Consider the following 21025-nt stretch of genomic DNA (forward strand, 5'->3'; position numbering starts at 1 on the left):
CTCCAATAGATAAGTGAATCGGTGGTATGCGGATCAGGACTTCCAAGGGGCCTTGGTCAGTCCCCAGATGGGCGAGCTGATCGCCATGTCCATGTCACGGGCGAAGATGGCAAAGCCGTCGTAGCCGTGGTAGGGGCCGGAGTAGTCCCAGCTGTGCATCTGGCGGAAAGGAACGCCCATCTTCTGGAACACATACTTTTCCTTGATGCCGGAGCCCACCAGGTCGGGCTTGACCTTGTCGACGAAGTGTTCGAACTCGTAGCCGGTCACGTCGTCATAGATCAGCGTGGCGTCCTTGATGTAGTGGGTGGTGCGCTGGTAGTCGTCGTTGTGGCCGAACTCGTAGCCGGTTCCGACCACGACCATGCCCAGGTCCTCGTAAGCGCCGATGACGTGACGGGGGCGCAGGCCGCCGATGTACAGCATCACGGTCTTGCCTTCCAGACGGGGCTTGAACTTGTCGATCACGGCCTGCATCAGAGGCTTGTACTTGGCGATCACTTCTTCGGCCTTGGCCTTGATGGTGTCGTCAAAGTGGCTGGCGATTTCGCGCAGGCTCTTCTCGATCATGGTCGGGCCGAAGAAGTTGTATTCGACCCATGGCACGCCATACTTTTCTTCCATGTGGCGGCTGATGTAGTTCATCGAGCGGTAGCAGTGCAACACGTTGAGCTTGGCCTTGGGCGTGTTCTCGATTTCGGCGATGGTGCCGTCACCGGACCACTGGGCGATGACGCGCAAGCCCATTTCTTCCAACAGGATGCGGCTGGACCAGGCATCACCACCGATGTTGTAGTCGCCGATGATGGCCACGTCATAGGGGGTGGAAACAAACTCGGGGCGCTTGTTGGGATCGGTGCGGTCAAACACCCAGTCACGGATGGCGTCGTTGGCCAGGTGGTGACCCAGCGACTGGCTCACGCCGCGGAAACCTTCGCAGCGCACCGGCACGATGGTCTTGCCTTCGTATTCCTTGCTCTTCTTCTTGGAGACGGCTTCGATGTCGTCACCAATCAGGCCGATGGGGCACTCGGACTGGATGGAGATACCCTTGTTCAGCGGGAACAGGTCCTGGATCTCGTCAATGATCTTGTCGAGCTTCTTGTCACCACCGAACACAATGTCCTTCTCCTGGAAGTCGGAGGTGAACTGCATGGTCACAAAGGTGTCGATACCGGTGGTACCGATGTAATAGTTGCGGCGAGCGGCCCAGCTGTATTGGCCGCAGCCCACGGGACCATGGCTGATGTGCACCATGTCCTTGATCGGTCCCCACACCACGCCTTTGGAGCCAGCGTAGGCGCAACCGCGAATGGTCATCACGCCAGGCAATGATTTGATGTTGGACTTCACGCCGCAATCGGGCTTGCCCTCTTCAAACGTACCCAGGTGCTTGGCACGGCGCTTGGCCATCTTTTCGGGATAGGCCTTCAGCACTTCATCAATCAGGGCCTTGTTGCTGGCCTTGCGCTCTTCAACGGTGGCGGTCATGTGGAAACTCCAGTAAAAAAAGAATGGGTTGCTATACAAACTGCGCTGCGTTCACGCGCGCCCCCTTCAGGGGCCCCGCGGATCTGGCTTTGCCAGTCCGCAGGGGGCCGCCCCCTTGAGGGGGGAGGCGGCTACACGCAGTGAGCAAGCAACGGGGGTGGTTCTTGTCAAGCCGCCAATTCGGCAGCCTTCTTGCCGACTTCGGACTCGTCGATGGTCTTCATGATTCCGAACTCCATCAGCATGTCTTCCAGTTGGTCCATGGTGATGGGGGTGGGGATGGTGCCGTTGCCCGCATTGTTGTGAACCTTCTGTGCCAGCGTGCGGTACTCACCGGCCTGCTTGGAGTCGGGTGCGTACTCGATCACGGTCATGCGGCGCAGTTCGGCGTGTTGCACGATGTTGTCGCGCGGCACGAAGTGGATCAGCTTGGAGCCCAGCATGCCGGCCAGTGCTTCGGCCAGTTCCAGTTCCTTGTCGGTCTGGCGCTCGTTGCAGACCAGGCCACCCAGGCGCACGCCGCCGGAGTTGGCGTACTTCAAGATGCCCTTGGAGATGTTGTTGGCAGCGTACATGGCCATCATTTCGCCGGACATGACGATGTAGATTTCCTGCGCCTTGTTTTCGCGGATGGGCATGGCAAAGCCGCCGCACACCACGTCACCCAGCACGTCGTAGGACACGTAGTCCACGCCGTCATAGGCACCGTTTTCTTCGAGGAAGTTGATCGAGGTGATCACGCCGCGGCCAGCGCAGCCCACACCTGGCTCAGGACCACCGGACTCCACGCAGCGGATGTCCTTGTAGCCGATCTTCATCACGTCCTCGAGTTCCAGGTCCTCCACGGAACCGGCTTCTGCAGCCAGGGACAGAATGGTGTCCTGGGCCTTTGCGTGCAGGATCAGACGGGTGGAGTCAGCTTTGGGGTCGCAGCCGACGATGAGAATCTTCTGGCCCAGGTCGCTCAGTGCGGCCAGGGTGTTTTGAGAGGTGGTTGATTTGCCGATGCCGCCTTTGCCGTAGAAGGCGATTTGCCGAAGTTTAGCCATTTCATACTCCATTCAGTAAGGTTGTAAAACAAGGTTGCGTAGCCGCGACCATGTCAGCCTGACGTGCCTGTAAGTCTTGTTATTGGGGTCACGGTTCGGCCGGACTTTTGTCCGCGCAGTCCCCTCATTGCACCTTCCGTGCCATGCTTTTCAAGCGCATTGCAAACGCCCTTTCAAACCACTTCTTCAGAGGGAAAAACGTGTTTTTCGAGGGCCATGACATCCATCAACCCGGCTTTGTTCATTTCCCTACAAAACGGGTTTGGATGTCGCAAATATTCCGTTGCTACACAGCAAGGGCTGCCATTTGTGTAGGGTTTGCAGGGTGCTGTATTGCATTTGCGGGTTGGTACGGTCATTGCTGATATAGCGGCATGAATCCCCAGCCCATCACCACCGCACAGCCGACCTCCAGGCACTTCGACCTGCTGGGCGGGGAAGCCGCCGTGGTGAACCTGGTGGACGCCTTCTACCGGCATATGGACGCACGTAGCGACGCGCGCGGCATACGTGCCATGCATGCACATGACTTGACTTCGACCAAGACGGTACTCGTGCGCTACCTGTGCGAGTGGCTGGGTGGCCCGCAGACCTACAGCGAGCGCCATGGCCATCCGCGCTTGCGCATGCGCCATGGCGGCTTTGCCATTGGCGTGCCTGAGCGCGATGCCTGGCTGGCCTGCATGGACGCAGCGCTGACAGACATCGGCGCCGAGCCGGCGCTGCATCAGACGCTGATGACTTCCTTTTTCAAGACGGCCGACTGGATGCGAAACACCGGCCCCCATCCCGTAACCATCGCAACCACAACCAAGGACTCTTCATGACCGCAACCCTCGCCCTCAAACCCACCGACGACACCGCGCTCGCTCCTCTGGAAAATGAAGGCCGCCTGCTCAACCCCCTGCTCAAGGCCGCCACCAGCAAACCCGGTCGCGTGGGCTTTCGCGGTGAACTGGCGCTGCGCTTTGCCCCCAAGCTGGCCGACGAAGCACGTCCGCCCGAACTGCTGTGCGCGCAGGCCATGGCCATTGCCAATGTGGGCGAGAAACACCTGCCCTTCTTTGCCGGCTACCTGCTGAGCTTTGAATACCTCAAGGACGTGGCCGAGACACTGGGCGACTCCTTGAGCGCCGGTGGCAAGTATTTCCTGTTCTGCAACAACATCGACCTGTCCAAGAAGTACCAGGTGCCTTACAAGGGTGCCATGTTCTATGTACTGCCCATCGACGAGTCCACCGTCTACAACGAGCTGCTGGACCTGTTCTACCTGGAAAAGAACGATCTGAAGAAGAAGGACACCGCAGGCAAGCTCGACGCCATTGCCGACGCCGCGCTCAAGTTCGACATCACCTTTGACACCATCACTTACGCAGAAGGTCTGGAGCTGATGGGCCCGGTGCGCAACCCCAACGAAAACCGCCCGGTCTGAGGCACTGCCCGGCCTGCCGTGGCGTACGACGATGACACGGACCTGCCGCACCGCTGGTACGCCACCAACCTGGTGGGCGTGCCCGCGCGGGTGCTGGCCAGCACCGCCTTCAATGCGCACCCCACGGCGCTGGCGATTGCCGGCACGTATGAGGCCCACACCGGCCTGTTCCAGTTGCTCGACAGCAGCCGCGACCTGAACGAGGCCCATGACATGTTTGTGCACTACCTGACCCTGGCCTTTGGACTGCGCAAACCCGAAGCCCACGAAGCACAGACCATGGGTGCGGCCGAACAACGCCGCTGGCGCAGCAGCTGGCGCAAGTTGCTGCAGGGCTGGGGCATGGACTCCAACGGCCCGGCAGGCGCCGTGCTCAAGGGCTGGGTGGAAAGCCGTTTTGGCCTGGTGCCCAGCTTTCACAAGCAGCCGCTGCAGCGCTTTCCCTCCCCGACCTGGGTGGCCTATCTGCAGGAGAAGGCCGCCAGCCGCTACAACAACAACAATATCCACCAGCAGCTCGACCTGCTCTACACCTATTGCCAGTGGGCCCTGCGCCGCATCCAACAGCAAGGCGGCGACCACGCCCAGCACCTGCGCCTCTGGCGCGGCAGCAACCAGTGCGAGGAACAGGTGGTGGCCGGTCGGCTGCAGAACCGCCGCTGCACCGTGCGCCTGAACAACCTGGTGTCGTTCAGCCTGTCGCAGGAAGATGCCTCGTGCTTTGGCGACTGGGTGCTGGAAGTGCAGGTGCCCATCGTGAAGGTGCTGGTGTTTCCCGAGCTGCTTCCCGGCCAGGTGCTGCAGGGCGAGCAGGAAGTGCTGGCCCTGGGCGGCGACTACGAAGTGATGGCGCGCTATGCCTGATCTGGCCGACCGCGCCCTGGGCGCCTACCTGGGTTTTGCCATTGGCGACGCGCTGGGTGCCACGGTGGAATTCATGCGGCCGCGTGAGATCGTGCAGCTGTACGGCGTACACCGCGACATCATTGGTGGCGGCTGGCTCAAGCTGCCTGCGGGTCAAGTGACTGACGACACCACCATGAGCCTGGCCCTGGGCGAGGCCTTGCTGCAAGGTGGCAGCGCGGCCCTGCAAGGATTGATGCAGGGCGATGACGCGCTGGTGCGCAGCATTGGTGACGCCTATGGACGCTGGCTCAAATCCAAGCCGGTGGACTGCGGCAACACCTGCCGCCGGGGCATACAGCGCTATTTGCGCGAAGGCACGCTGCAAGGCCCCTACAACCCCGGTGACGGCGGCAATGGCGCACTCATGCGCAATCTGCCCACCGTGCTGGCCACGCTGCACAGCGAGTCCGCGTTTGAACGCCTGTCCATGGCGCAGGCGCGCTTGACCCACCACCATCCGTTCTCGGACTCTGCAACGCTGGGCCTGGGCTGGCTGCTGCGTACCCTGCTGCGTGGTGCGGACCACAGCGTGTGCCAGCTTTGGACGGAAAAGTGGATCGCCGAAAACGAAGTATTCCGCTTCACACCCTACCGAGAGCGCGCCACGGCCTACGTGGTGGACACGGTGCAGACCGTGCTGCACTTCCTCACGCTGCACGCGGACTTCGAGACCGCCCTGGTTGCCACCGTCAACCAGGGCGACGATGCCGACACCGCCGGCGCACTGCTGGGCATGCTGGCCGGTGCGCGCTGCGGCGCGTCCCAATTGCCCAGGCGTTGGCTGGACCGTTTGCAACCAGCCACGCGGCAAGCCGTTACCGAGCAGACGGTTGCGCTGCTGGACCTTTCACATGCATTGGCGGTTCCATGACACACATTCTCTTTTTTGAAAAACCCGGTTGCGGCGGCAATGCACGGCAGCGCCGTGCGCTGGAAGATGCCGGCCATACCCTGGAGCGCCGCAATCTGCTGACCGCGCACTGGACGGCTGAGACACTGCTGGAGTTTCTGGCGCCACTCGCGGTCGCGGACTGGTTCAACCGCGCAGCGCCGCGCGTCAAGAGTGGCGAGGTGCAGCCCGATCAGATCGATCGGGAGCAGGCGCTGCAACTGTTGCTGCAAGAGCCCCAGCTGATCCGCAGGCCGCTGATGCAGCGCGCGGACGACCAGACACGCCATGTCGGATTCGATACCGCGGCAGTCCACGCCTGGGTGGGACTTGGCACGAACCCTGCAACGCCAGCGGGCGAAGGCTGTGCCTCCCCCACCGAACGCTGCGCCACACCACTTGCATCTTCCGGAGCGACCCATGCCACTGTTTGACTTCCACTGCAACGCCTGCGGCCACGACTTTGAAACCCTGGTGCGCCATGGCGACACGCCCGTGTGCCCGCAATGCCAGAGCACCGCGTTGGAGAAGTGCGTCTCGCGCATATCGCCTGCGGGCAAGATAGAAGCGATCCGCATGGCGCACCGCCGTGTGGCTGCAGCGCAAGGCCACTTCGACCACTACAGCCCGTCGGACAAGGCCAAGTTGCTGGCGGGCAAGAAAAACATCTAGTGCTTCAGTCCCCGTTGGGCCAGGCCTGCAGGCTCAGTGCGACAACGCGGTGCAGGGACTTTCGCGAAGCGCCGCCTGCGGCCTGTACCGCCAGGCCCTGGATCAGCGTGGTGATGAATAGCGCATAGTCGGCCGCATTGACACCCACAGGAAAGTCGCCTTCCGCCTGCGCCTTGCGCAATCGCTCGCGCAGCTTGCTCACCACCGCGCGGCGGTGCAGCTGCAGCTCCTCGCGGACTTGCCTGCTTTCGGGCGTTCCCACCAGATTGCCGTGGACCATCAGACAGCCGTGCGGCTTGTCCGCCTGGGTCTGTCTGTCTACCAGCCCCATCAAAAGGGCTTCCACTCCTGCACGCACCTGTGGATGGGCAAGTGCCTTGTTGGCGAATTCCGATTGACGCGCGCGGTAGCGGGCAAATGCCGTCTTGAACAATTGCTCCTTGTCGCCAAAGGCCGCATACAGCGATGGCTTGCTCAAGCCCGTTGCAGTGGTGAGCGCTGCCATGGAGCTGCCTTCGTATCCATGTGTCCAAAACACATCCACGACTTTTTCCAGCGTCGCTTCCTTGTCAAACGCGCGAGGGCGCCCCAGTGCCATGTGGTTTCTCCATGAAGGTTCCGGTGATTTTCAGCCAGATTGTCGCGTCCGGCGGGACGTTCTCTGCTTTGTGCAACAATTCCCCATTAAATACCATTCGGTACATAAATAGGAAACACAATGAACAATCGCACACGGGTCGTCGTGACCGGCATGGGCTTGGTGACCCCTTTGGGCTGCGGCGTTGAACCGGTTTGGCAACGTCTGCTCTCCGGTGCAAGTGGTCTGCAGCGACTGCCGCAGGAATTTTGTCTGGGGCTCGATGCGCAGGTAGGGGCACGCGTTCCCTCGATCCAGGACGATCCGCAGCTGGGCCTGGATAGCGAAAAAGTGGTCAGCGCCAAGAACCAGAAAAAGGTGGACCGCTTCATTGTGCTGGCACTGGCCGCAGCGGAGCAGGCATTGGCGCAGGCGGACTGGCGACCGCAAGTCCTGCACGCGCAAGAACGCACGGCAACCATCATTGCCTCGGGCATAGGCGGTTTCCCGGCCATTGCCGATGCGGTCCGCACCAGTGACACACGCGGCCCCAAACGCTTGTCTCCTTTTACCGTGCCGTCCTTTCTGGCCAATATGGCAGCGGCCCATGTGTCCATCCAGCACGGGTTCAAAGGCCCTTTGGGTGCCCCGGTGACGGCCTGTGCAGCGAGTGTGCAGTCCTTGGGTGACGGTGCACGGCTGATACGCAGCGGCGAAGCCGACGTTGCCGTATGTGGCGGTACCGAAGCAGCCATTCACCTGGTGACGCAAGCCGGCTTTTCCGCGGCGCGTGCGCTGTCCACTGGCTACAACGAGTCACCCACCGAAGCGTCCCGCCCCTTCGACATGGCGCGTGACGGATTTGTAGTGGGTGAAGGTGCAGGGGTGCTGGTCATTGAATCCCTGGAGCATGCCCTGCAGCGCGGAGCCCAGCCGTTGGCAGAGCTTGTGGGCTACGGCACCAGCTCGGATGCGTACCACATCACGTCCGGACCGGATGACGGCAATGGCGCAGCGCGGGCCATGCGCTGGGCCCTTCAACAGGCGGGCATTGCGCCCAGCCAGGTACAACACGTGAACGCACACGCCACATCCACTCCCATGGGGGATGCTGCGGAAGCGGCTGCTTTTCGCGCCGTATTTGCCGAGCATAGCCCTGCCATCAGTGCTACCAAGGCGGCAACCGGGCATCTATTGGGCGCTGCGGGCGCAGTCGAGGCCATCTTCACGGTGCTGGCGCTGCGGCACAAGATAGCCCCACCCAACCGCAATCTGCACGATGCCGATCCGGTGACCCATGGCCTGGACCTCGTGGGACGGCTTGCGCGACCCATGGACATGGAATATGCCTTGTCCAATGGTTTTGGTTTTGGCGGTGTCAACGCCAGCGTAGTGTTCAGGCGTTGGGACGCGGCGATCTAGCCACCCGTTTGCATCTTGCGTCGCAGGACCACATGCGTGGCCTTTTCGGTCGCCACGGATTGAACGCATTCGTATCCCAAGGTTCGCAAATCCAGCCCCTGGAACAGCGACTCGCCGCGGCCCAGCAGTACGGGCGAGATGGCAATGTGCAATTCGTCGATGAGTCCTTCGCGCAGGTACTGTCGTATGGTGCTAGCCCCACCGCCAATGCGCACATCCTTTTCACCAGCGGCCGCACGTGCGCGATCCAGCGCCTCGTGAATGCCACCGGTCACGAAGTGGAACGTGGTGCCACCTTCCATCGTTATGGAGGCACGTGCATGGTGGGTCAGAACAAAGACGGGGACGTGGTACGGCGGGTTGTCTCCCCACCAGCCTTTCCAGCTATCGTCCGGCCAGCTCCCCCGAACAGGGCCGAACATGTTGCGCCCCAGAATCCAGGCCCCGACATTCTGGAAGCTGCGGGCAGCGAAGTCGTCGTCAACGCCTGTCGTACCGTCATCCTTGCCAAACAGTGCCCGCTGGAAGGTTCGTGTGGGAAAAAGCCACTGGTGCAGCTCCGTCCCGCCAACGCCGAGTGGATGGTCAATGTCCTGATCTGGTCCTGCTCCGTATCCATCCAGCGAAATGGTGAAAGCTTCAACGCGTACGCGTGTCATGGTGTGTCTCCAGTTTTGTGCACGAGGTGCAACACGATTCAGTTGTGATTCGGTTCATTGTCCGTTGTGGGCATCACGGCCTTGCGCTCGTGCACCGTGACCGCATGTCGGCGAACCGACTCCACGTACAGAGAGGAGGTCTTGATGGCAGGGCCTTGCCGCATGACATCCAAATTCGCCTGATAGTCTTTCAGCATGAGGGACATTTCGGTCAAAGAGTCACGGAATTGCAAGAGCATTGCAAGTATCCTGGCTTCATCGTCTTCGGGTTCCGTGGTCATTGTCCGCTCCTAAAATCTATCCGAAGACGGGCGATGCCAATGAAAGTTGGGCGCCATCTTCATCGGCGCGGAGCTTGAAAGTAGAAACCACTCGAACCAGGTCTTGCGCCTGACTCCTGAGACTGGAAGCGGCGGCGGCCATCTCTTCGACGAGTGCTGCATTTTGTTGCGTGGCCTGGTCCATTTGCGTGACGGCCTCTCCCACCTGGCTGACTCCTTGAGATTGCTCGCTACTGGCGGCACTTATTTCTCCCATGATGTCCGTAACGCGCCGGATGGAGGCCACCACTTCAACCATGGTTTCACCGGCCCTGTCCACCAAGGCGGTACCTTGCTCCACCCGCTCTACGCTGGCGCCGATCAGACTCTTGATTTCCTTGGCGGCATCCGCACTTCGACCTGCCAAGGACCGCACTTCGGAAGCAACCACTGCAAAACCACGCCCCTGCTCGCCCGCACGTGCCGCTTCTACGGCTGCGTTCAAAGCCAATATATTGGTCTGAAACGCTATGCCGTCGATCACACTGATGATGTCGGCAATCTTGCGTGAGGAGTCGTTGATGCCCTTCATGGTTTCCACCACCTTGCCGACAACCTCGCCCCCCTGCACGGCCACGGTAGATGCACTCTGCGCAAGCTGATTGGCCGTGCGGGCATTGTCTGCATTTTGTTTGACCGTAGAGGAAAGCTCCTCCATGGAGGCAGCTGTCTCTTCCAATGCGCTGGCCTGGCTTTCGGTCCGGCTTGAGAGATCTTGATTGCCTTGGGCGATTTCCGCGCTGGCGGTTGAAACGCTCTCAGAGCCCCGACGCACCGCAGAAACAGTTTTGGTCAAGCTCTGTTGCATGGATTGAATGCTCTTGAGCAATTGTGCAATTTCATCTTGACCATCCGCTTCAATGGTTTTGGTCAAATCACCGGATGCGACAGCCGCTGCCGCCTGCGCAGCCAAGTTCACAGGTCCCACGATCATTCGGGTCGCGGTGACACCCAGCAAAATGCCAATGATCACAACGGCCACCAGCACTCCGATGGTGGCAATTCGCGCACTGTCAGCGGCCGCCTTGCCCTGGATGCCCGAGTTCGTTGCCAGCTTGACGTTGTATTTGACATGCGCATCCAATGCCGCACTGATGGGGTTGTATGTGGCACGCGACTCACCGAACAGAAGCGCAGTGGCCTCTTTTGCTCCTGCTTCACCCTTGTCCAGCAGTGCCAGCAACTTGGCCGACATGGAAAAGTACGCTTCGACTTTCACAACATCGTCTTCATAGAGTCGCCGATCCTCTGCATCACTCAACAGACTCTCGTAACTTTTCAGACTCTTGCGTGCGTCGGCCTTTGCGGCATCGATACGCTGACGCAGTGAAGCGCGCTCTTTGTCATCGGCAAGAATGGAATTGGCCTCAAGACGTCGCAAGTCGTTCACCTTGGTGCGGACCTCATAAATGGTCATTACGCTCGGCAGGGCGTTCTCGCCCAGATCCACGATCGTCCCGGTCATGCCTGCTATACGTGATATAGCAAAGAGGCCCATGCTGATGGTGAGCGCTACGATGACTCCGAAGGCCAGACCGAGTTTTGCGCCAATCTTCAAACTGCTCATAGGAATTCTCCTTTACAGTATTTGCGTAACGTAATGTAGGCAAGCGCGCCTGCGGGCATCCTATTACATAAGCGGCGCGCGTGCAGCCAGTTTTTCTTCGGTCCATGGAAGATGTGCGATGTAGCCTGTTCACTCAGGCGGCCGCATATTCATCGAAGCGAAGCTACCACTCGATACCGAATTAATCCGTATCAATTTGGCCTTGCAAAAGGCCGCGAGAACGCTGCTTCATGAGGGCATTTTCCAGAATCGTCGTCCCACCGCTGCCCTGCAGAAATTCACCGACAAAAGCACGGCCAATGTCACTCTGATCAATCGCCCCCAATGGGCCAGGAATGAGTCTTCCCATCCATGCCAGCACCGTGGGCGTGTGCACATTGCCGGCGATGATGCCCGAGCGAAAAATGGCCAGGCTGTTGAATCCGGCTTCGCCCACCACGCCAATTTCGAGCCTCTTGATGTCATCCTCGCTCCATTTTTGACTCTCTTTGCCGATGCCAATGCAAGACGCGGCGTACAAAGGCTCTCCTGACTTCAGGCACGCCGTGGCAAGTTCTTTGACTTCGCGATCAAAAGTTGGCGCGCCGAAGTCCAGGACCCCTTGGCGCAAACATTCGAAACTTCATGGATTGACCATCCTTTCTGTCAAGTATTTAGCCAGCGCGCTTTGCACGTACCGGCAATGTCCCCTGATCCCAATACGGCGGCGAACCAAACGCATGTTTCAGGTGGTTGATGAACAGTTGCGCCTTGGCCGAGTGTGACCGCCCCTTGAGCCGCACGGCATGAATGGCCGGTACCTGGCTGGTGGCTGCCTGAGCCGCAGCTACGGCTACCGAATCAGGGAAAAGGTTCACCAACTCGCCTGACGCAATCTTGGGGTAGACCAGCCAATTGGCCAGATGCGCCACACCCAGCCCGGCGACCGCGGCTGCCAGCAGGGAGTCAATGTCGTTGCTGCGTATGCGCCCCTGCACGGGCAGCGGCTTGCCCTGGTTGACGTTTGGAAAGCTCCACAACCCCGATGGCGTTGAATTCACGCACAGGCAGTTGTGCTGCAGCAGGTCTTGTGGCTTTGCTGGGTGACCGTGCTGCTTGATGTACTGCGGACTGGCACAGGCAATGCGCAACATGGGCGCCAGTCGGGTGGCGACCAGGTCGCTGTCGGGCAAGGCACCTATGCGTATGGCCACGTCCGCCCTTTGCGCGGTGAGGTCCACCCAGTGGTCGCTGAGTTGCAGTTCGAGCTCAATCTGCGGGTATTTGTCCATGAAGCTGGCCACAGTGGGTGCAATGTGCAAGCGCCAGAAGATGGAGGGCGCGGTGACCGTCAACAGACCACGCGGTTCGGCTTGCGCGTCCAGCAGCGCGGCCTTGGCATCCACCATTTCCGAGACGATGAGCTGCGCTCGCGGCAGAAATTGCTCCCCCGCATCGGTGAGCAACAGCCTGCGTGAGCTGCGCTGAAACAACGCCACCCCCAGGGACTGCTCCAGTGCATCAATCTGCCGCGATACCGACGACACAGCCACGTTGTGCAGCTTGGCAGCCGCGGAAAAGGTGCCCGCCTTATGGACGTCTAGAAAGGCCTGGATGTTGTCGAGCATGGAACTGTGGCAGTTTTTAGTTTGCAGCTAACGCAAAGATCTTTAGCTTTTCAAGTGATTGTTGTTGTTATCGCTAAAAAACACAATCCACCCTGTCACCAACCCTTTGAACCGAAAGCACCCCATGTCTCTATTTTCAAAAACCCAACTCGTTCGCAGTCTGGCCTTGGCCGCATTGCTTGCTGCGCCTGCGCTTGGCGTCGGCATCGTCCACGCCGATGGTGTGACGGCGCAAGGCATCACCTTCACTGCGGAGCAGTCCTACCCTGAAGGGATGGCCTGGCACCCCACACAAAAGGTGTTTTTTGTAAGCTCGGTGCACACGGGCACCATTGGCAAGGTCACCCTGCAGGGCGTCTACACACCGTTCATCCAGGACGAGAAGCTGGTTTCCACCCTGGGCGTCACCCTGGATCTGCAGCACAACCTGCTCTGGGTGGCCATCGGTGACCTGGGCACCTCCATCCGCAGCAGCGAAGCAACCGCCTACAAGCTGGCAGCCGTGGCCGCCTACGACGCCACAACCGGCGAGCGACGCGCCTACCATGATCTGAGCAATCTGATGGCAGGAGGCGGCAAACTGGCCAATGACCTTGCGGTGGACGCCGCCGGCAATGTCTACATCACCGACAGCTTTGCACCCGTGATCTACCGTGTGGATACCAAGGGCCAGGCCAGTGTTTTTGCTCAAAGCGACCTGTTCAAGGGCGAGGGCTTCAACCTCAATGGCATCGTGGCCCACCCGGACGGCTATCTGCTGGTCAACAAGTACAACAGCGGCGAAGTCTTTCGCATCAGTATCCGCAACGGCGCAGACATCCAGCGCGTGAGCCTGCCCGAGGCGGTGAACGGCGCCGACGGCATGCAACTGCGTGACAAGGACCATCTGGTCCTGGTGGAAGGTGCAGGCAGCAACCAAGTCGTGGAACTGGTGTCCAGAGACGGCTGGAAATCTGCCACGCTGCAGCCCGCGCGCAAGACAGCCTACGCATTCCCGACATCCGTCGCCATCGTAGGCAGGGACCTCTATGTATTGAATTCGCGGCTGGATACCTTGCTGGACAAGGAGGCCCCCAAGGTCAGCGCGTATCTGCTGCAGAAGTACTAATGCGTCAAATGTTCAACCCCGGCTGACTGGAGCCGTTCGGGTTGGACGTCTGCCGACAAGGCACGCAATTTGCCTCTGCACTCGGCGCGAGCCAGCTTTGTCGGAGTTGTCCAATCCGCTGTGTAGCGTTTGTCCTGATCGCAACAATTTGTGGAGGTTTTCATGCCAACCGCGCTATATATAGAGTTACCAGACGCTTTGCTGGCCCGTCCCGACTGTCCTGTGCGCCATGCGCAGGCGCAGCGCTGGCTTGCGGATCTGCCGCCGGATCTCCTGGATCTGGTGGTGGCACCCGTCTCGATTGACGTGTTCCATGAATACGAGATGCAGGCCGAACGCACCCAGGGCCGCGATGCTGCCAATGCCCCATGCTTTTGCGAATACCGCTTTGTGCTCACCCAATTGCGCTCTGACGATGACGAGGTGTTTTACGAGACACCGGTATACGCGGAGACGCTGACCTCGTGGCGACTGGTGGACGAACGCTGGCTGGTGTGCCGCACTACGCAGGATCGGCTGGGTCAGCACGGGTCGCAAACCATCCTATCGCTCAGTGACCACATGCCGCGATGAGCACCGATGCAACGGTTTCCAAACACCTGAAATAGCGGGATTTTCTTTTGGAATACGTTATATAGTAAAGTAAATAACGAATACGGATTCTACGCCAACGTTCCAGCGGCACGCTATTTGCTCAAGGCTATAGCGATCACGGGTTTTGTCGGATTTGTCGCCTCTTGTGCGCCACCGTGTCCTGTAACCAACATGAAAGGCAGAGCATGATGACTGGTCCCCCTGACAATCACCGCAGGCTGTTGTGTGGCCTGCTGGCTCTGGGCTCGACGATGGCGGTAGCCCACCCTGCGGCGGGCGGCGACGCTGCCGGTCGTGTCAGCCTGCAGTTGCGCGTGGGTGGCCGGGTGCAACGCGATGTGCTGCTGACACCAGAAACACTGGGCGACTTCGCCAAGGTCACGATTGCCGACACTCCCTTGCGCGGACGAACCGGCGATATCTTGCGGGTGCTCTCGGGCTATAGCGGCATCCGCCTGACCGATCTGCTGGACAAGGCGCAGATCGTTGCCAGGGACCACAACGATCTGAAGAAAACCATCGTAGTTGCCACGGCTACCGATGACTACAAGGCCGTGTTCTCCTGGAACGAGCTCTACAACACGTCCATTGGTGAAGGCGTCTACGTCATGGTGACCAAGGAAAGCAAACCGCTTGGCGACGAAGAGGGGCGCTTTGCACTGATCTCATTGCAGGACAGCAAGACCGGACCACGCCATGTACGCTGGCTGGCCGACATACGGGCCACGCTGGTGGACTGAAACCATGTGCAGCCCTCAGCCCCTTGCTCCAAGCGAACTGCCGCCAACCGAGGCGGCGCGCGGGTACGCCGCGGCAGAAGGCTTGGGGCAAACCGCGCCCGCGCGGGTATGCCACGAAATACCTGACGACGGCAGCGCCACTGTGCCTGCACCGCAGCTTCAGGATCTCCGAAATTGGCTGGAGGCGCGCAAGCGCTTTCCCGCCCTGTCCATGTGCAGAAAATGAACGCGTCTACCCAACGCTCAGACCGGCACGCCAACCAGCACATGGCTGGCCTTGAACAGCGCAATCACCGCTGCGCCTTCAGCCAGGCCCAGTTCGACCACGGCATCGTTGGTCACCATGGCACTGACAGTGGCCCCACCGGCCAGTGCCACCTTAACGTGGGAGTTGACGCCGCCCTTGGTCAGGGTGCTGACCGTGCCCTTGAGCTGGTTGCGGGCACTAAAGCGGTATTCGGGTGTCCTCGACAGCAAGGTCACCCAGGGCGTCTTGACGACTGCCACGGCTTGCGCGCCTTTGGCCAGACCCAGCGACTTGACGCTGGCTTCGGTCAGCATGGCCACGATCTTGTCGCCACCCGCCGTGGTGATTTCGATCTCGGCATTGATGGGACCATCCTTGATCTCGGTAACGGTGCCTTTGAATACATTGCGTGCGCTGATGGTCATGGTGAGTTTCCTGTTGTGAGGGGCCAAAGCCCGGTTGAACGACAGTCCATGGTGCACCCAAGCGTTTTTCCTTTTCCACCACAACGCCAACTTCGTTGGCCCGACACCACATGCCTTTGAAAACCACCGCCACCAAGCTGACCGGCAAGCTGCAGATCGACACGGGCTTGGGCAACTTTCTGGGCGACAAGCGCATCCGTCTGCTGGAGGCCATCGACAAGACGGGCTCCATCTCGCAGGCTGCCAAGGCCGTTCCCCTGTCGTACAAGGCGGCCTGGGATGCAGTGGACGACATGAACAACGTGGCACCCGAGCCGCTGGTGACGCGCATTGCCGGCGGCAAACATGGCGGCGGTACCGAACTCACTGCCTTTGCCCGGCGCCTGATTGCCTTCTACCGCGCGCTGGAAAAAGAGTCGCAACTGGCGCTGGAAAAACTCACCAGCAATCTGCAGCAAAGTGGCGTGTGCGATGTCGACGACTTCCGTCAGATTCTCAGGAGAATGTCCATGAAGACCAGTGCGCGCAACCAGTTCGCCGGCCCGGTGGTAGATGTCAAGGAGGGCGTGGTGGACACCGAAGTCACGATAGCGCTCTCGCCCACGCTGCAACTCACCGCCATCGTCACGCGCGAGTCGGCGGAAGAGATGGACTTGCGTGTGGGCCGCGACGTGCTGGCCTTTGTCAAAGCTTCCTCTATCCTGATGCTGGTGGGGGATGACAAGCGCATCTCCGCGCGCAACCGCTTCACCGGTACCGTCACCCGCATCCAGCAAGGGCCGGTGAACGCCGAAGTCACGCTCTCGCTTCCGGGCGGGCAACACGTGATCACCGCTGTCATCACCGATGACAGCGTCAAGCGGCTGGATCTGGTGGCGGGCCAGACTGCCACTGCCGTATTCAAGGCGTCTGCCGTGTTCCTGGCTGCCGTCGACTGATTTATTTACCAAGGAGTTGTCATGAACATTTCTCATCGCGTATCGGGTCTGTTGGCGGCCCTTCTCTTCACCGTTTTGCCCGCGCATGCCGAAGAAATTTCGGTGGCCGTGGCTGCCAACTTCACCGCGCCCATGAAGCTGATTGCAACAGAATTCGAGAAGGAAACCGGCCACAAGGTGGTTGCATCCTTTGGATCCACCGGCAAGTTCTACGCCCAGATCAAGAACGGCGCACCGTTTGAAATCCTGCTGGCTGCGGATGATGAAACGCCGACCAAGTTGGCAAAGGAAGGTGCGGCCACGGGGCCCAGCCAATTCACCTACGCGGTGGGTAAGCTGGTGCTGTGGTCGGCCAAGGCTGGACTGTTAGACGGCGCGGGGTCCGTGTTGAAGAAGGGCGGCTTTGAGCACCTGTCCCTGGCCGACCCCAAGCTTGCACCCTACGGCGCTGCCGGCGTGGAGACCATGAAGGCACTGGGCGTGTACGAAACCCTACAAACCAAGGTCGTGACTGCAGAGAACATCACACAGGCCTACCAGTACATTGCCAGCGGCAACGCGGAGCTGGGCTTTGTGGCGCTCTCGCAAGTGCTCAAGGACGGCAAGATCGAAGGCTCTTCCTGGCTGGTGCCCGCCAACCTGTACACCCCCATCAAACAGGACGCCATCATTCTGGAAAAGGGCAAGGGCAATGCCGCAGTGGAAGCGCTGATGAAGTACCTCAAGGGCGACAAGGCCCGTGCGGTGATCAAGTCGTTTGGCTACGAGTTTTCCTGATGCAGCAGCAGCGGGCATGGAAATGGCTTGCTGAGCTGGAATTGAAGGCAACCGGAACCTGAACCATGAAAATTGCAGTGGCAACCAAGGACGACTGGAGCCAGGTCGCAGGCCATGCGGGCAAGGCGCACGACTGGCTGGTGTTTGACTGCCAGCCCGGCACGCCGGTGCTGCAGCCGCAGCGCGTGGTGCTTACCACAGAGCAGTTGCCACACAACTTCCATGACGACGGCCCGCACCCCTTGCACGGTGTGGAGATTGTGGTGGCGGCCAGTGCCGGTGACGGCTACATCAGCCACATGCAGAAGTGGGGCACGCAGGTACTACTGACCGGCGAGACCCAACCCACGCAGGCCTTGGAAAAAATCTTGGCAGGTGTTGCCCTGCCGGACACGCGCTTTGACATCACCACCACCTTGTGCAAGGTGCGTGACCTGTTCTCCCGGCACTAGGTGCGCATCCATGCTGGCACTCAACGACACCCAATTGCTGGCCCTGCTGGCCGACGACGTGCCCTGCGGCGACCTGACGACGCAAGCGTTGGGCATCGGTGCACAGGCAGCGCACATCGCCTTCCATGCACGCCAGGCCATGACCGTGGTTGCCACCGAAGAAGCCGCGCGCCTGTTCACCCTGGCCGGAGCCCAAAGCATAGTGGTTGCGACCAGCGGCAGCCTGCTGCAGGCCGACGGGCTGATGTTGGAGGCCCGCGGTTCGGCCACAGCACTGCACAGCGCCTGGAAATCCGCACAGACGCTGATCGAGTGGGCCAGCGGCATTGGCAGCGCAGCCGCTGCCATCGTGGCGGCTGCGCAAGGCGTAGCCGTTGCCTGTACCCGCAAGAACGTGCCGGGCACCAAGGCCTTGTCCGTGAAGGCAGTACAGGCAGGTGGCGCCACCATGCACCGGCTGGGCCTGTCGGAAACCCTACTGGTGTTTGCAGAGCACCGCCTGTTTCTGGACGAACCACCGGCCGCCACACTGGCACGCCTGCGCCGCCAGCAGCCCGAGAAGAAAATCGTGGTCGAAGTGGCCTCGGTACATGAGGCGCTTCAGTGGGCAGATGCCGATGTGCTGCAACTGGAGAAGTTCACGCCAGAGCAAGTCGCTGCTTGCCGCGCTGCCATAGGACCGCACGGAGGCGGCTGCGCACTGCTGGCTGCTGCAGGCGGTGTGCGCGCTGACAATGCTGCCGCCTATGTGGCCGCAGGCGCGGACTTTCTGGTAACGTCAGCGCCCTACACTGCCAGCCCCAAGGACGTGCAAGTCCATTTTCGTCGCCTGCCATGAATGCATCACACAACCACAGGGAGCTGCTGCAAGCCGAGTTGCTGGCACGGCCTGCAAGTGCTGCTGCACAGGCTGATCCTTTGCGTTCCGTGCTGGCCAGCATGCTGGCCGGGCGCTCGCTGAACCTGGGCGTTCTGAGTGCCACACTGGGTTTGCCACTGGCGACATTTCAAACACTTTGGCAGGACTACTTTGACGGCGACACGCTGTGGCTGGAAGACGGCCCCGGCGAAGCCATCGTGGAGCAGGAGGATCTGCAGAACCTGCTGCTGGAATACCGCGCTCACCAAAGTGCATCCGAAGTCTGGCTGGCGCAGATTGTGGCCTACGGCTGCTCCGGCCGGGACCATCTGTGGCAAGACCTGGGCCTGGCCAACCGGGGCGAGCTGTCCCTGTTGATGACCACCGCCTTTCCGGCACTGGCCGCGCTGAACACGGGTGACATGAAGTGGAAGAAGTTCCTCTACCGCCACTACTGCAGCCGCGAGGGCATCTATGTATGCCCGGCACCGTCGTGCGGCGAATGTGCGGACTACAACAAGTGCTACGCCAAAGAGGAATAGATCCCATTGCCCATGTCTGCTGACATCGCCGCCATTGCCCTGAGCGCCAAACTCGCCGGGCTCACCACCTTGCTATTGCTGCTGTTTGGCACGCCCGTGGCCTGGTGGCTGGCGCGCAGCCGCTCACGCCTGCGTCATGTGGTGGGCGCCATCGTGACGCTGCCGCTGGTGCTGCCGCCTGCAGTGCTGGGCTTCTATCTGCTGGTGCTGATGGGGCCGCAAGGGCCCGTGGGTCAAATAACACAGTCCTTGGGTCTGGGGCTGCTGCCCTTTACCTTTGCCGGCCTGGTGGTGGGCTCGGTGATCTACTCCATGCCCTTTGTCGTGCAGCCGCTGCAGCAGGCCTTTGTTGCCATGGGCGAGCAACCATTGCAGGCCGCTGCCACCTTGCGCGCCTCGCCCTGGGATGCCTTCTTCACCGTGGCCCTGCCGCTGGCGCGCCCTGGCTTCATCACCGCGGCGGTGCTGGGCTTTGCCCACACGGTGGGTGAGTTTGGTGTGGTGCTGATGATTGGCGGCAATATCCCGGGCAAGACACAGGTGCTGTCCATGGCCATCTACAACCATGTGGAAGCGCTGGAATACGCCAACGCGCACTGGCTGGCTGGCGGCATGCTGGTCTTTTCGTTCGTGGTGCTGCTGGTGCTGTACAGCCGCGGCTGGAACCGGACTTCATGAGCATCCACGCACAGTTCCATCTGTCCTACCCCAGCTTCACGCTGGATGTGAACCTGGACCTGCCGGGCAAGGGCGTTACGGCCTTGTTCGGCCCCTCGGGGTGCGGCAAGACGTCGGTACTGCGCTGCATGGCCGGCCTAACCCGTGCACCGCAAGGGCAACTGACCGTGAACGGCGAGGAGTGGCAAAGCCCGCAGTCCTTCCTGCCCACGCACCAGCGCCCCTTGGGCTACGTGTTCCAGGAGGCGGGGCTGTTCCCGCATCTGGATGTGCGGCGCAATTTGCAGTACGGTCTGAAGCGGGTCACGCCAGCGCAGCGCAAGGTAGCGTGGGACGACGTGGTAGCGCTGCTGGGCATTGCCCATTTGCTGGACCGTATGCCGCAGGGTCTGTCGGGTGGTGAGCGCCAGCGCGTGGCCATTGCACGTGCGCTGCTGACCAGTCCGCGCCTGCTGCTGATGGACGAGCCGTTGGCGGCGCTGGACCAGTCGCGCAAGAACGAGTTCCTGCCGTATCTGGAGCGCCTGCATGACGAGCTCGACATTCCGGTGATCTACGTCAGCCACGCACCGGACGAAGTGGCCCGGCTGGCCGACCACATGGTGCTGATGGATCAGGGGCGTGTGGTGGCCAGTGGGCCGCTTACCGACACGCTGGCCCGGCTGGACCTGCCGGTGCATCTGGGCGAAGACGCTGGTGTGGTGCTGCAAGCCGTGGTGGTCGAGCGTGATCTGGCATGGCACCTGGCGCGCGTGGAGTTTCCGGGCGGCAGCCTGTGGGTGCGCGACGGTGGACATCCGGTAGGCCATGCGGTGCGGGTGCGCATACTGGCGCGTGACGTATCCATCGCCCGCGAACAGGTGGGCGGCATCAGCATCCAGAACTGCCTGCCCGCCACCATTGACCAGATGGCTACCGACTACCACCCGGCACTTGCGTTGCTGCGCCTGCATGTAGGCACATCGCCCCTGCTCGCCCGGCTGACCCAGCGCGCCGCCGCGCAGCTGGAACTGGCGCCTGGCATGCCGGTGTGGGTGCAGATCAAGGCCGTGGCACTGATCGGCTAACCTACGG

At 60.9% G+C, this 21025-nt stretch carries 26 protein-coding genes; 17 read left to right on the top strand and 9 right to left on the bottom strand.

All coding sequences use genetic code 11. The annotated features are described in order from the left end of the window. Positions 1 to 33 precede the first annotated feature (33 nt). Together nifD and nifH are read right to left on the bottom strand one after the other, a co-directional pair. Positions 34 to 1491: a nitrogenase molybdenum-iron protein alpha chain gene (gene nifD / locus AC1RMF_RS17065; RefSeq protein WP_342619204.1), complete on the bottom strand. Its 1458-nt coding sequence runs from the start codon at positions 1489 to 1491 to the stop codon at positions 34 to 36. Positions 1492 to 1658: 167 nt separating this feature from the next. Beyond that, positions 1659 to 2540 (bottom strand): nitrogenase iron protein, encoded by an 882-nt coding sequence (gene nifH, locus AC1RMF_RS17070; protein ID WP_493143016.1) that lies wholly within the window; start codon positions 2538 to 2540, stop codon positions 1659 to 1661. 374 nt (positions 2541 to 2914) lie between these two features. Here nifH and AC1RMF_RS17075 point away from each other — a divergent pair, with 374 nt between their 5' ends. From AC1RMF_RS17075 to AC1RMF_RS17100, 6 genes are read left to right on the top strand one after another with little or no spacing between them, the layout of a single operon-like run. Beyond that, the gene (locus AC1RMF_RS17075) at positions 2915 to 3367 is read left to right on the top strand and encodes a group II truncated hemoglobin (RefSeq protein ID WP_493143018.1); all 453 of its coding nucleotides are present in this window, start codon (positions 2915 to 2917) and stop codon (positions 3365 to 3367) included. Further along, positions 3364 to 3972, top strand: coding sequence for a hypothetical protein (locus AC1RMF_RS17080; protein ID WP_493143020.1), 609 nt, complete (start codon positions 3364 to 3366; stop codon positions 3970 to 3972). Before AC1RMF_RS17075 ends, AC1RMF_RS17080 begins: the two co-directional genes overlap by 4 nt. Before the next feature lie 18 nt (positions 3973 to 3990). Beyond that, positions 3991 to 4836: an NAD(+)--dinitrogen-reductase ADP-D-ribosyltransferase gene (locus tag AC1RMF_RS17085; RefSeq protein WP_493143021.1), complete on the top strand. Its 846-nt coding sequence runs from the start codon at positions 3991 to 3993 to the stop codon at positions 4834 to 4836. Continuing rightward, entirely contained in the window at positions 4829 to 5749 is a 921-nt protein-coding gene (gene draG, locus AC1RMF_RS17090) for an ADP-ribosyl-[dinitrogen reductase] hydrolase (protein ID WP_493143022.1), read from the top strand. Before AC1RMF_RS17085 ends, draG begins: the two co-directional genes overlap by 8 nt. Next, positions 5746 to 6201, top strand: coding sequence for an ArsC/Spx/MgsR family protein (locus AC1RMF_RS17095; RefSeq protein WP_493143024.1), 456 nt, complete (start codon positions 5746 to 5748; stop codon positions 6199 to 6201). The genes draG and AC1RMF_RS17095 overlap by 4 nt, the downstream gene beginning before the upstream one ends. Beyond that, complete coding sequence (locus tag AC1RMF_RS17100; protein WP_493143025.1) at positions 6188 to 6439, top strand: FmdB family zinc ribbon protein; 252 nt, start codon at positions 6188 to 6190, stop codon at positions 6437 to 6439. Before AC1RMF_RS17095 ends, AC1RMF_RS17100 begins: the two co-directional genes overlap by 14 nt. Before the next feature lie 4 nt (positions 6440 to 6443). Here the strand turns inward: AC1RMF_RS17100 and AC1RMF_RS17105 are convergent, their stop codons facing one another. After that, positions 6444 to 7037, bottom strand: coding sequence for a TetR/AcrR family transcriptional regulator (locus AC1RMF_RS17105; RefSeq protein ID WP_493143027.1), 594 nt, complete (start codon positions 7035 to 7037; stop codon positions 6444 to 6446). Positions 7038 to 7157: 120 nt separating this feature from the next. On the opposite strand from AC1RMF_RS17105, the gene fabF reads away from it, so the two are divergent. Next, positions 7158 to 8438, top strand: a complete 1281-nt coding sequence (fabF, locus tag AC1RMF_RS17110) for a beta-ketoacyl-ACP synthase II (RefSeq protein ID WP_493143029.1) — start codon at positions 7158 to 7160, stop codon at positions 8436 to 8438. On the opposite strand, the gene AC1RMF_RS17115 is transcribed toward fabF, so the two are convergent. From AC1RMF_RS17115 to AC1RMF_RS17135, 5 genes are all read right to left on the bottom strand, one after another. Continuing rightward, positions 8435 to 9097 (bottom strand): dihydrofolate reductase family protein, encoded by a 663-nt coding sequence (locus AC1RMF_RS17115; RefSeq protein ID WP_493143030.1) that lies wholly within the window; start codon positions 9095 to 9097, stop codon positions 8435 to 8437. The genes fabF and AC1RMF_RS17115 overlap by 4 nt on opposite strands. Positions 9098 to 9135: 38 nt before the next feature. Continuing rightward, positions 9136 to 9378 (bottom strand): hypothetical protein, encoded by a 243-nt coding sequence (locus AC1RMF_RS17120; protein ID WP_493143032.1) that lies wholly within the window; start codon positions 9376 to 9378, stop codon positions 9136 to 9138. Positions 9379 to 9394: 16 nt separating this feature from the next. Next, positions 9395 to 10984, bottom strand: coding sequence for a methyl-accepting chemotaxis protein (locus AC1RMF_RS17125; protein ID WP_493143033.1), 1590 nt, complete (start codon positions 10982 to 10984; stop codon positions 9395 to 9397). A 181-nt stretch (positions 10985 to 11165) separates the two neighbouring features. Further along, entirely contained in the window at positions 11166 to 11423 is a 258-nt protein-coding gene (locus AC1RMF_RS17130) for a Rossmann-fold NAD(P)-binding domain-containing protein (protein ID WP_342619217.1), read from the bottom strand. Between the two features lie 214 nt (positions 11424 to 11637). Beyond that, on the bottom strand, positions 11638 to 12591 hold the full coding sequence (locus AC1RMF_RS17135; RefSeq protein ID WP_493143034.1) for a LysR family transcriptional regulator: 954 nt from the start codon (positions 12589 to 12591) through the stop codon (positions 11638 to 11640). A gap of 124 nt (positions 12592 to 12715) precedes the next feature. Here AC1RMF_RS17135 and AC1RMF_RS17140 point away from each other — a divergent pair, with 124 nt between their 5' ends. From AC1RMF_RS17140 to AC1RMF_RS17150, 3 genes are all read left to right on the top strand, one after another. Next, complete coding sequence (locus AC1RMF_RS17140) at positions 12716 to 13699, top strand: SMP-30/gluconolactonase/LRE family protein (RefSeq protein ID WP_493143035.1); 984 nt, start codon at positions 12716 to 12718, stop codon at positions 13697 to 13699. Positions 13700 to 13861: 162 nt separating this feature from the next. Further along, a complete protein-coding gene (locus AC1RMF_RS17145) occupies positions 13862 to 14272 on the top strand; it encodes a hypothetical protein (RefSeq protein WP_493143036.1) in 411 nt (136 codons plus the stop codon). 206 nt (positions 14273 to 14478) lie between these two features. Continuing rightward, positions 14479 to 15033 carry a molybdopterin-dependent oxidoreductase gene (locus AC1RMF_RS17150; protein ID WP_493143038.1) on the top strand — a complete coding sequence of 185 codons (555 nt, stop codon included), beginning with the start codon at positions 14479 to 14481 and terminating at the stop codon, positions 15031 to 15033. Between the two features lie 243 nt (positions 15034 to 15276). Here AC1RMF_RS17150 and AC1RMF_RS17155 read toward each other — a convergent pair whose 3' ends face one another. Next, entirely contained in the window at positions 15277 to 15705 is a 429-nt protein-coding gene (locus AC1RMF_RS17155) for a TOBE domain-containing protein (RefSeq protein ID WP_493143039.1), read from the bottom strand. Between the two features lie 110 nt (positions 15706 to 15815). On the opposite strand from AC1RMF_RS17155, the gene AC1RMF_RS17160 reads away from it, so the two are divergent. From AC1RMF_RS17160 to modC, 7 genes are all read left to right on the top strand, one after another. After that, complete coding sequence (locus AC1RMF_RS17160) at positions 15816 to 16643, top strand: TOBE domain-containing protein (RefSeq protein ID WP_493143041.1); 828 nt, start codon at positions 15816 to 15818, stop codon at positions 16641 to 16643. A 21-nt stretch (positions 16644 to 16664) separates the two neighbouring features. Then, positions 16665 to 17420 carry a molybdate ABC transporter substrate-binding protein gene (modA, locus tag AC1RMF_RS17165; protein ID WP_493143043.1) on the top strand — a complete coding sequence of 252 codons (756 nt, stop codon included), beginning with the start codon at positions 16665 to 16667 and terminating at the stop codon, positions 17418 to 17420. A gap of 65 nt (positions 17421 to 17485) precedes the next feature. Continuing rightward, on the top strand, positions 17486 to 17872 hold the full coding sequence (locus tag AC1RMF_RS17170) for a NifB/NifX family molybdenum-iron cluster-binding protein (RefSeq protein ID WP_493143044.1): 387 nt from the start codon (positions 17486 to 17488) through the stop codon (positions 17870 to 17872). A gap of 10 nt (positions 17873 to 17882) precedes the next feature. Continuing rightward, positions 17883 to 18710 carry a ModD protein gene (modD, locus tag AC1RMF_RS17175; protein WP_493143046.1) on the top strand — a complete coding sequence of 276 codons (828 nt, stop codon included), beginning with the start codon at positions 17883 to 17885 and terminating at the stop codon, positions 18708 to 18710. Further along, the gene (locus AC1RMF_RS17180) at positions 18707 to 19273 is read left to right on the top strand and encodes a nitrogen fixation protein NifQ (RefSeq protein WP_493143048.1); all 567 of its coding nucleotides are present in this window, start codon (positions 18707 to 18709) and stop codon (positions 19271 to 19273) included. Before modD ends, AC1RMF_RS17180 begins: the two co-directional genes overlap by 4 nt. 12 nt (positions 19274 to 19285) lie before the next feature. Further along, positions 19286 to 19951: a molybdate ABC transporter permease subunit gene (gene modB, locus AC1RMF_RS17185; protein ID WP_493143049.1), complete on the top strand. Its 666-nt coding sequence runs from the start codon at positions 19286 to 19288 to the stop codon at positions 19949 to 19951. Further along, positions 19948 to 21018, top strand: a complete 1071-nt coding sequence (gene modC, locus AC1RMF_RS17190; protein ID WP_342619229.1) for a molybdenum ABC transporter ATP-binding protein — start codon at positions 19948 to 19950, stop codon at positions 21016 to 21018. Before modB ends, modC begins: the two co-directional genes overlap by 4 nt. The last annotated feature ends 7 nt before the right edge of the window (positions 21019 to 21025 follow it).

Source organism: Rhodoferax sp. GW822-FHT04A08, assembly GCF_058801025.1.

Excerpts from the sequence above, each read along its gene's own strand:
- AC1RMF_RS17115 (WP_493143030.1), bottom strand. The coding sequence starts at position 9,097 with ATGACACGCGTACGCGTTGAAGCTTTCACCATTTCGCTGGATGGATAC.
- AC1RMF_RS17155 (WP_493143039.1), bottom strand. The coding sequence starts at position 15,705 with ATGACCATCAGCGCACGCAATGTATTCAAAGGCACCGTTACCGAGATC.
- AC1RMF_RS17180 (WP_493143048.1), top strand. The coding sequence starts at position 18,707 with ATGAATGCATCACACAACCACAGGGAGCTGCTGCAAGCCGAGTTGCTG.
- AC1RMF_RS17170 (WP_493143044.1), top strand. The coding sequence starts at position 17,486 with ATGAAAATTGCAGTGGCAACCAAGGACGACTGGAGCCAGGTCGCAGGC.
- AC1RMF_RS17145 (WP_493143036.1), top strand. The coding sequence starts at position 13,862 with ATGCCAACCGCGCTATATATAGAGTTACCAGACGCTTTGCTGGCCCGT.
- modD (WP_493143046.1), top strand. The coding sequence starts at position 17,883 with ATGCTGGCACTCAACGACACCCAATTGCTGGCCCTGCTGGCCGACGAC.
- AC1RMF_RS17100 (WP_493143025.1), top strand. The coding sequence starts at position 6,188 with ATGCCACTGTTTGACTTCCACTGCAACGCCTGCGGCCACGACTTTGAA.
- fabF (WP_493143029.1), top strand. The coding sequence starts at position 7,158 with ATGAACAATCGCACACGGGTCGTCGTGACCGGCATGGGCTTGGTGACC.
- draG (WP_493143022.1), top strand. The coding sequence starts at position 4,829 with ATGCCTGATCTGGCCGACCGCGCCCTGGGCGCCTACCTGGGTTTTGCC.
- nifD (WP_342619204.1), bottom strand. The coding sequence starts at position 1,491 with ATGACCGCCACCGTTGAAGAGCGCAAGGCCAGCAACAAGGCCCTGATT.
- AC1RMF_RS17120 (WP_493143032.1), bottom strand. The coding sequence starts at position 9,378 with ATGACCACGGAACCCGAAGACGATGAAGCCAGGATACTTGCAATGCTC.
- AC1RMF_RS17140 (WP_493143035.1), top strand. The coding sequence starts at position 12,716 with ATGTCTCTATTTTCAAAAACCCAACTCGTTCGCAGTCTGGCCTTGGCC.
- modC (WP_342619229.1), top strand. The coding sequence starts at position 19,948 with ATGAGCATCCACGCACAGTTCCATCTGTCCTACCCCAGCTTCACGCTG.
- AC1RMF_RS17150 (WP_493143038.1), top strand. The coding sequence starts at position 14,479 with ATGATGACTGGTCCCCCTGACAATCACCGCAGGCTGTTGTGTGGCCTG.
- AC1RMF_RS17125 (WP_493143033.1), bottom strand. The coding sequence starts at position 10,984 with ATGAGCAGTTTGAAGATTGGCGCAAAACTCGGTCTGGCCTTCGGAGTC.
- nifH (WP_493143016.1), bottom strand. The coding sequence starts at position 2,540 with ATGGCTAAACTTCGGCAAATCGCCTTCTACGGCAAAGGCGGCATCGGC.
- modA (WP_493143043.1), top strand. The coding sequence starts at position 16,665 with ATGAACATTTCTCATCGCGTATCGGGTCTGTTGGCGGCCCTTCTCTTC.
- AC1RMF_RS17160 (WP_493143041.1), top strand. The coding sequence starts at position 15,816 with ATGCCTTTGAAAACCACCGCCACCAAGCTGACCGGCAAGCTGCAGATC.
- modB (WP_493143049.1), top strand. The coding sequence starts at position 19,286 with ATGTCTGCTGACATCGCCGCCATTGCCCTGAGCGCCAAACTCGCCGGG.
- AC1RMF_RS17080 (WP_493143020.1), top strand. The coding sequence starts at position 3,364 with ATGACCGCAACCCTCGCCCTCAAACCCACCGACGACACCGCGCTCGCT.
- AC1RMF_RS17135 (WP_493143034.1), bottom strand. The coding sequence starts at position 12,591 with ATGCTCGACAACATCCAGGCCTTTCTAGACGTCCATAAGGCGGGCACC.
- AC1RMF_RS17105 (WP_493143027.1), bottom strand. The coding sequence starts at position 7,037 with ATGGCACTGGGGCGCCCTCGCGCGTTTGACAAGGAAGCGACGCTGGAA.
- AC1RMF_RS17095 (WP_493143024.1), top strand. The coding sequence starts at position 5,746 with ATGACACACATTCTCTTTTTTGAAAAACCCGGTTGCGGCGGCAATGCA.
- AC1RMF_RS17075 (WP_493143018.1), top strand. The coding sequence starts at position 2,915 with ATGAATCCCCAGCCCATCACCACCGCACAGCCGACCTCCAGGCACTTC.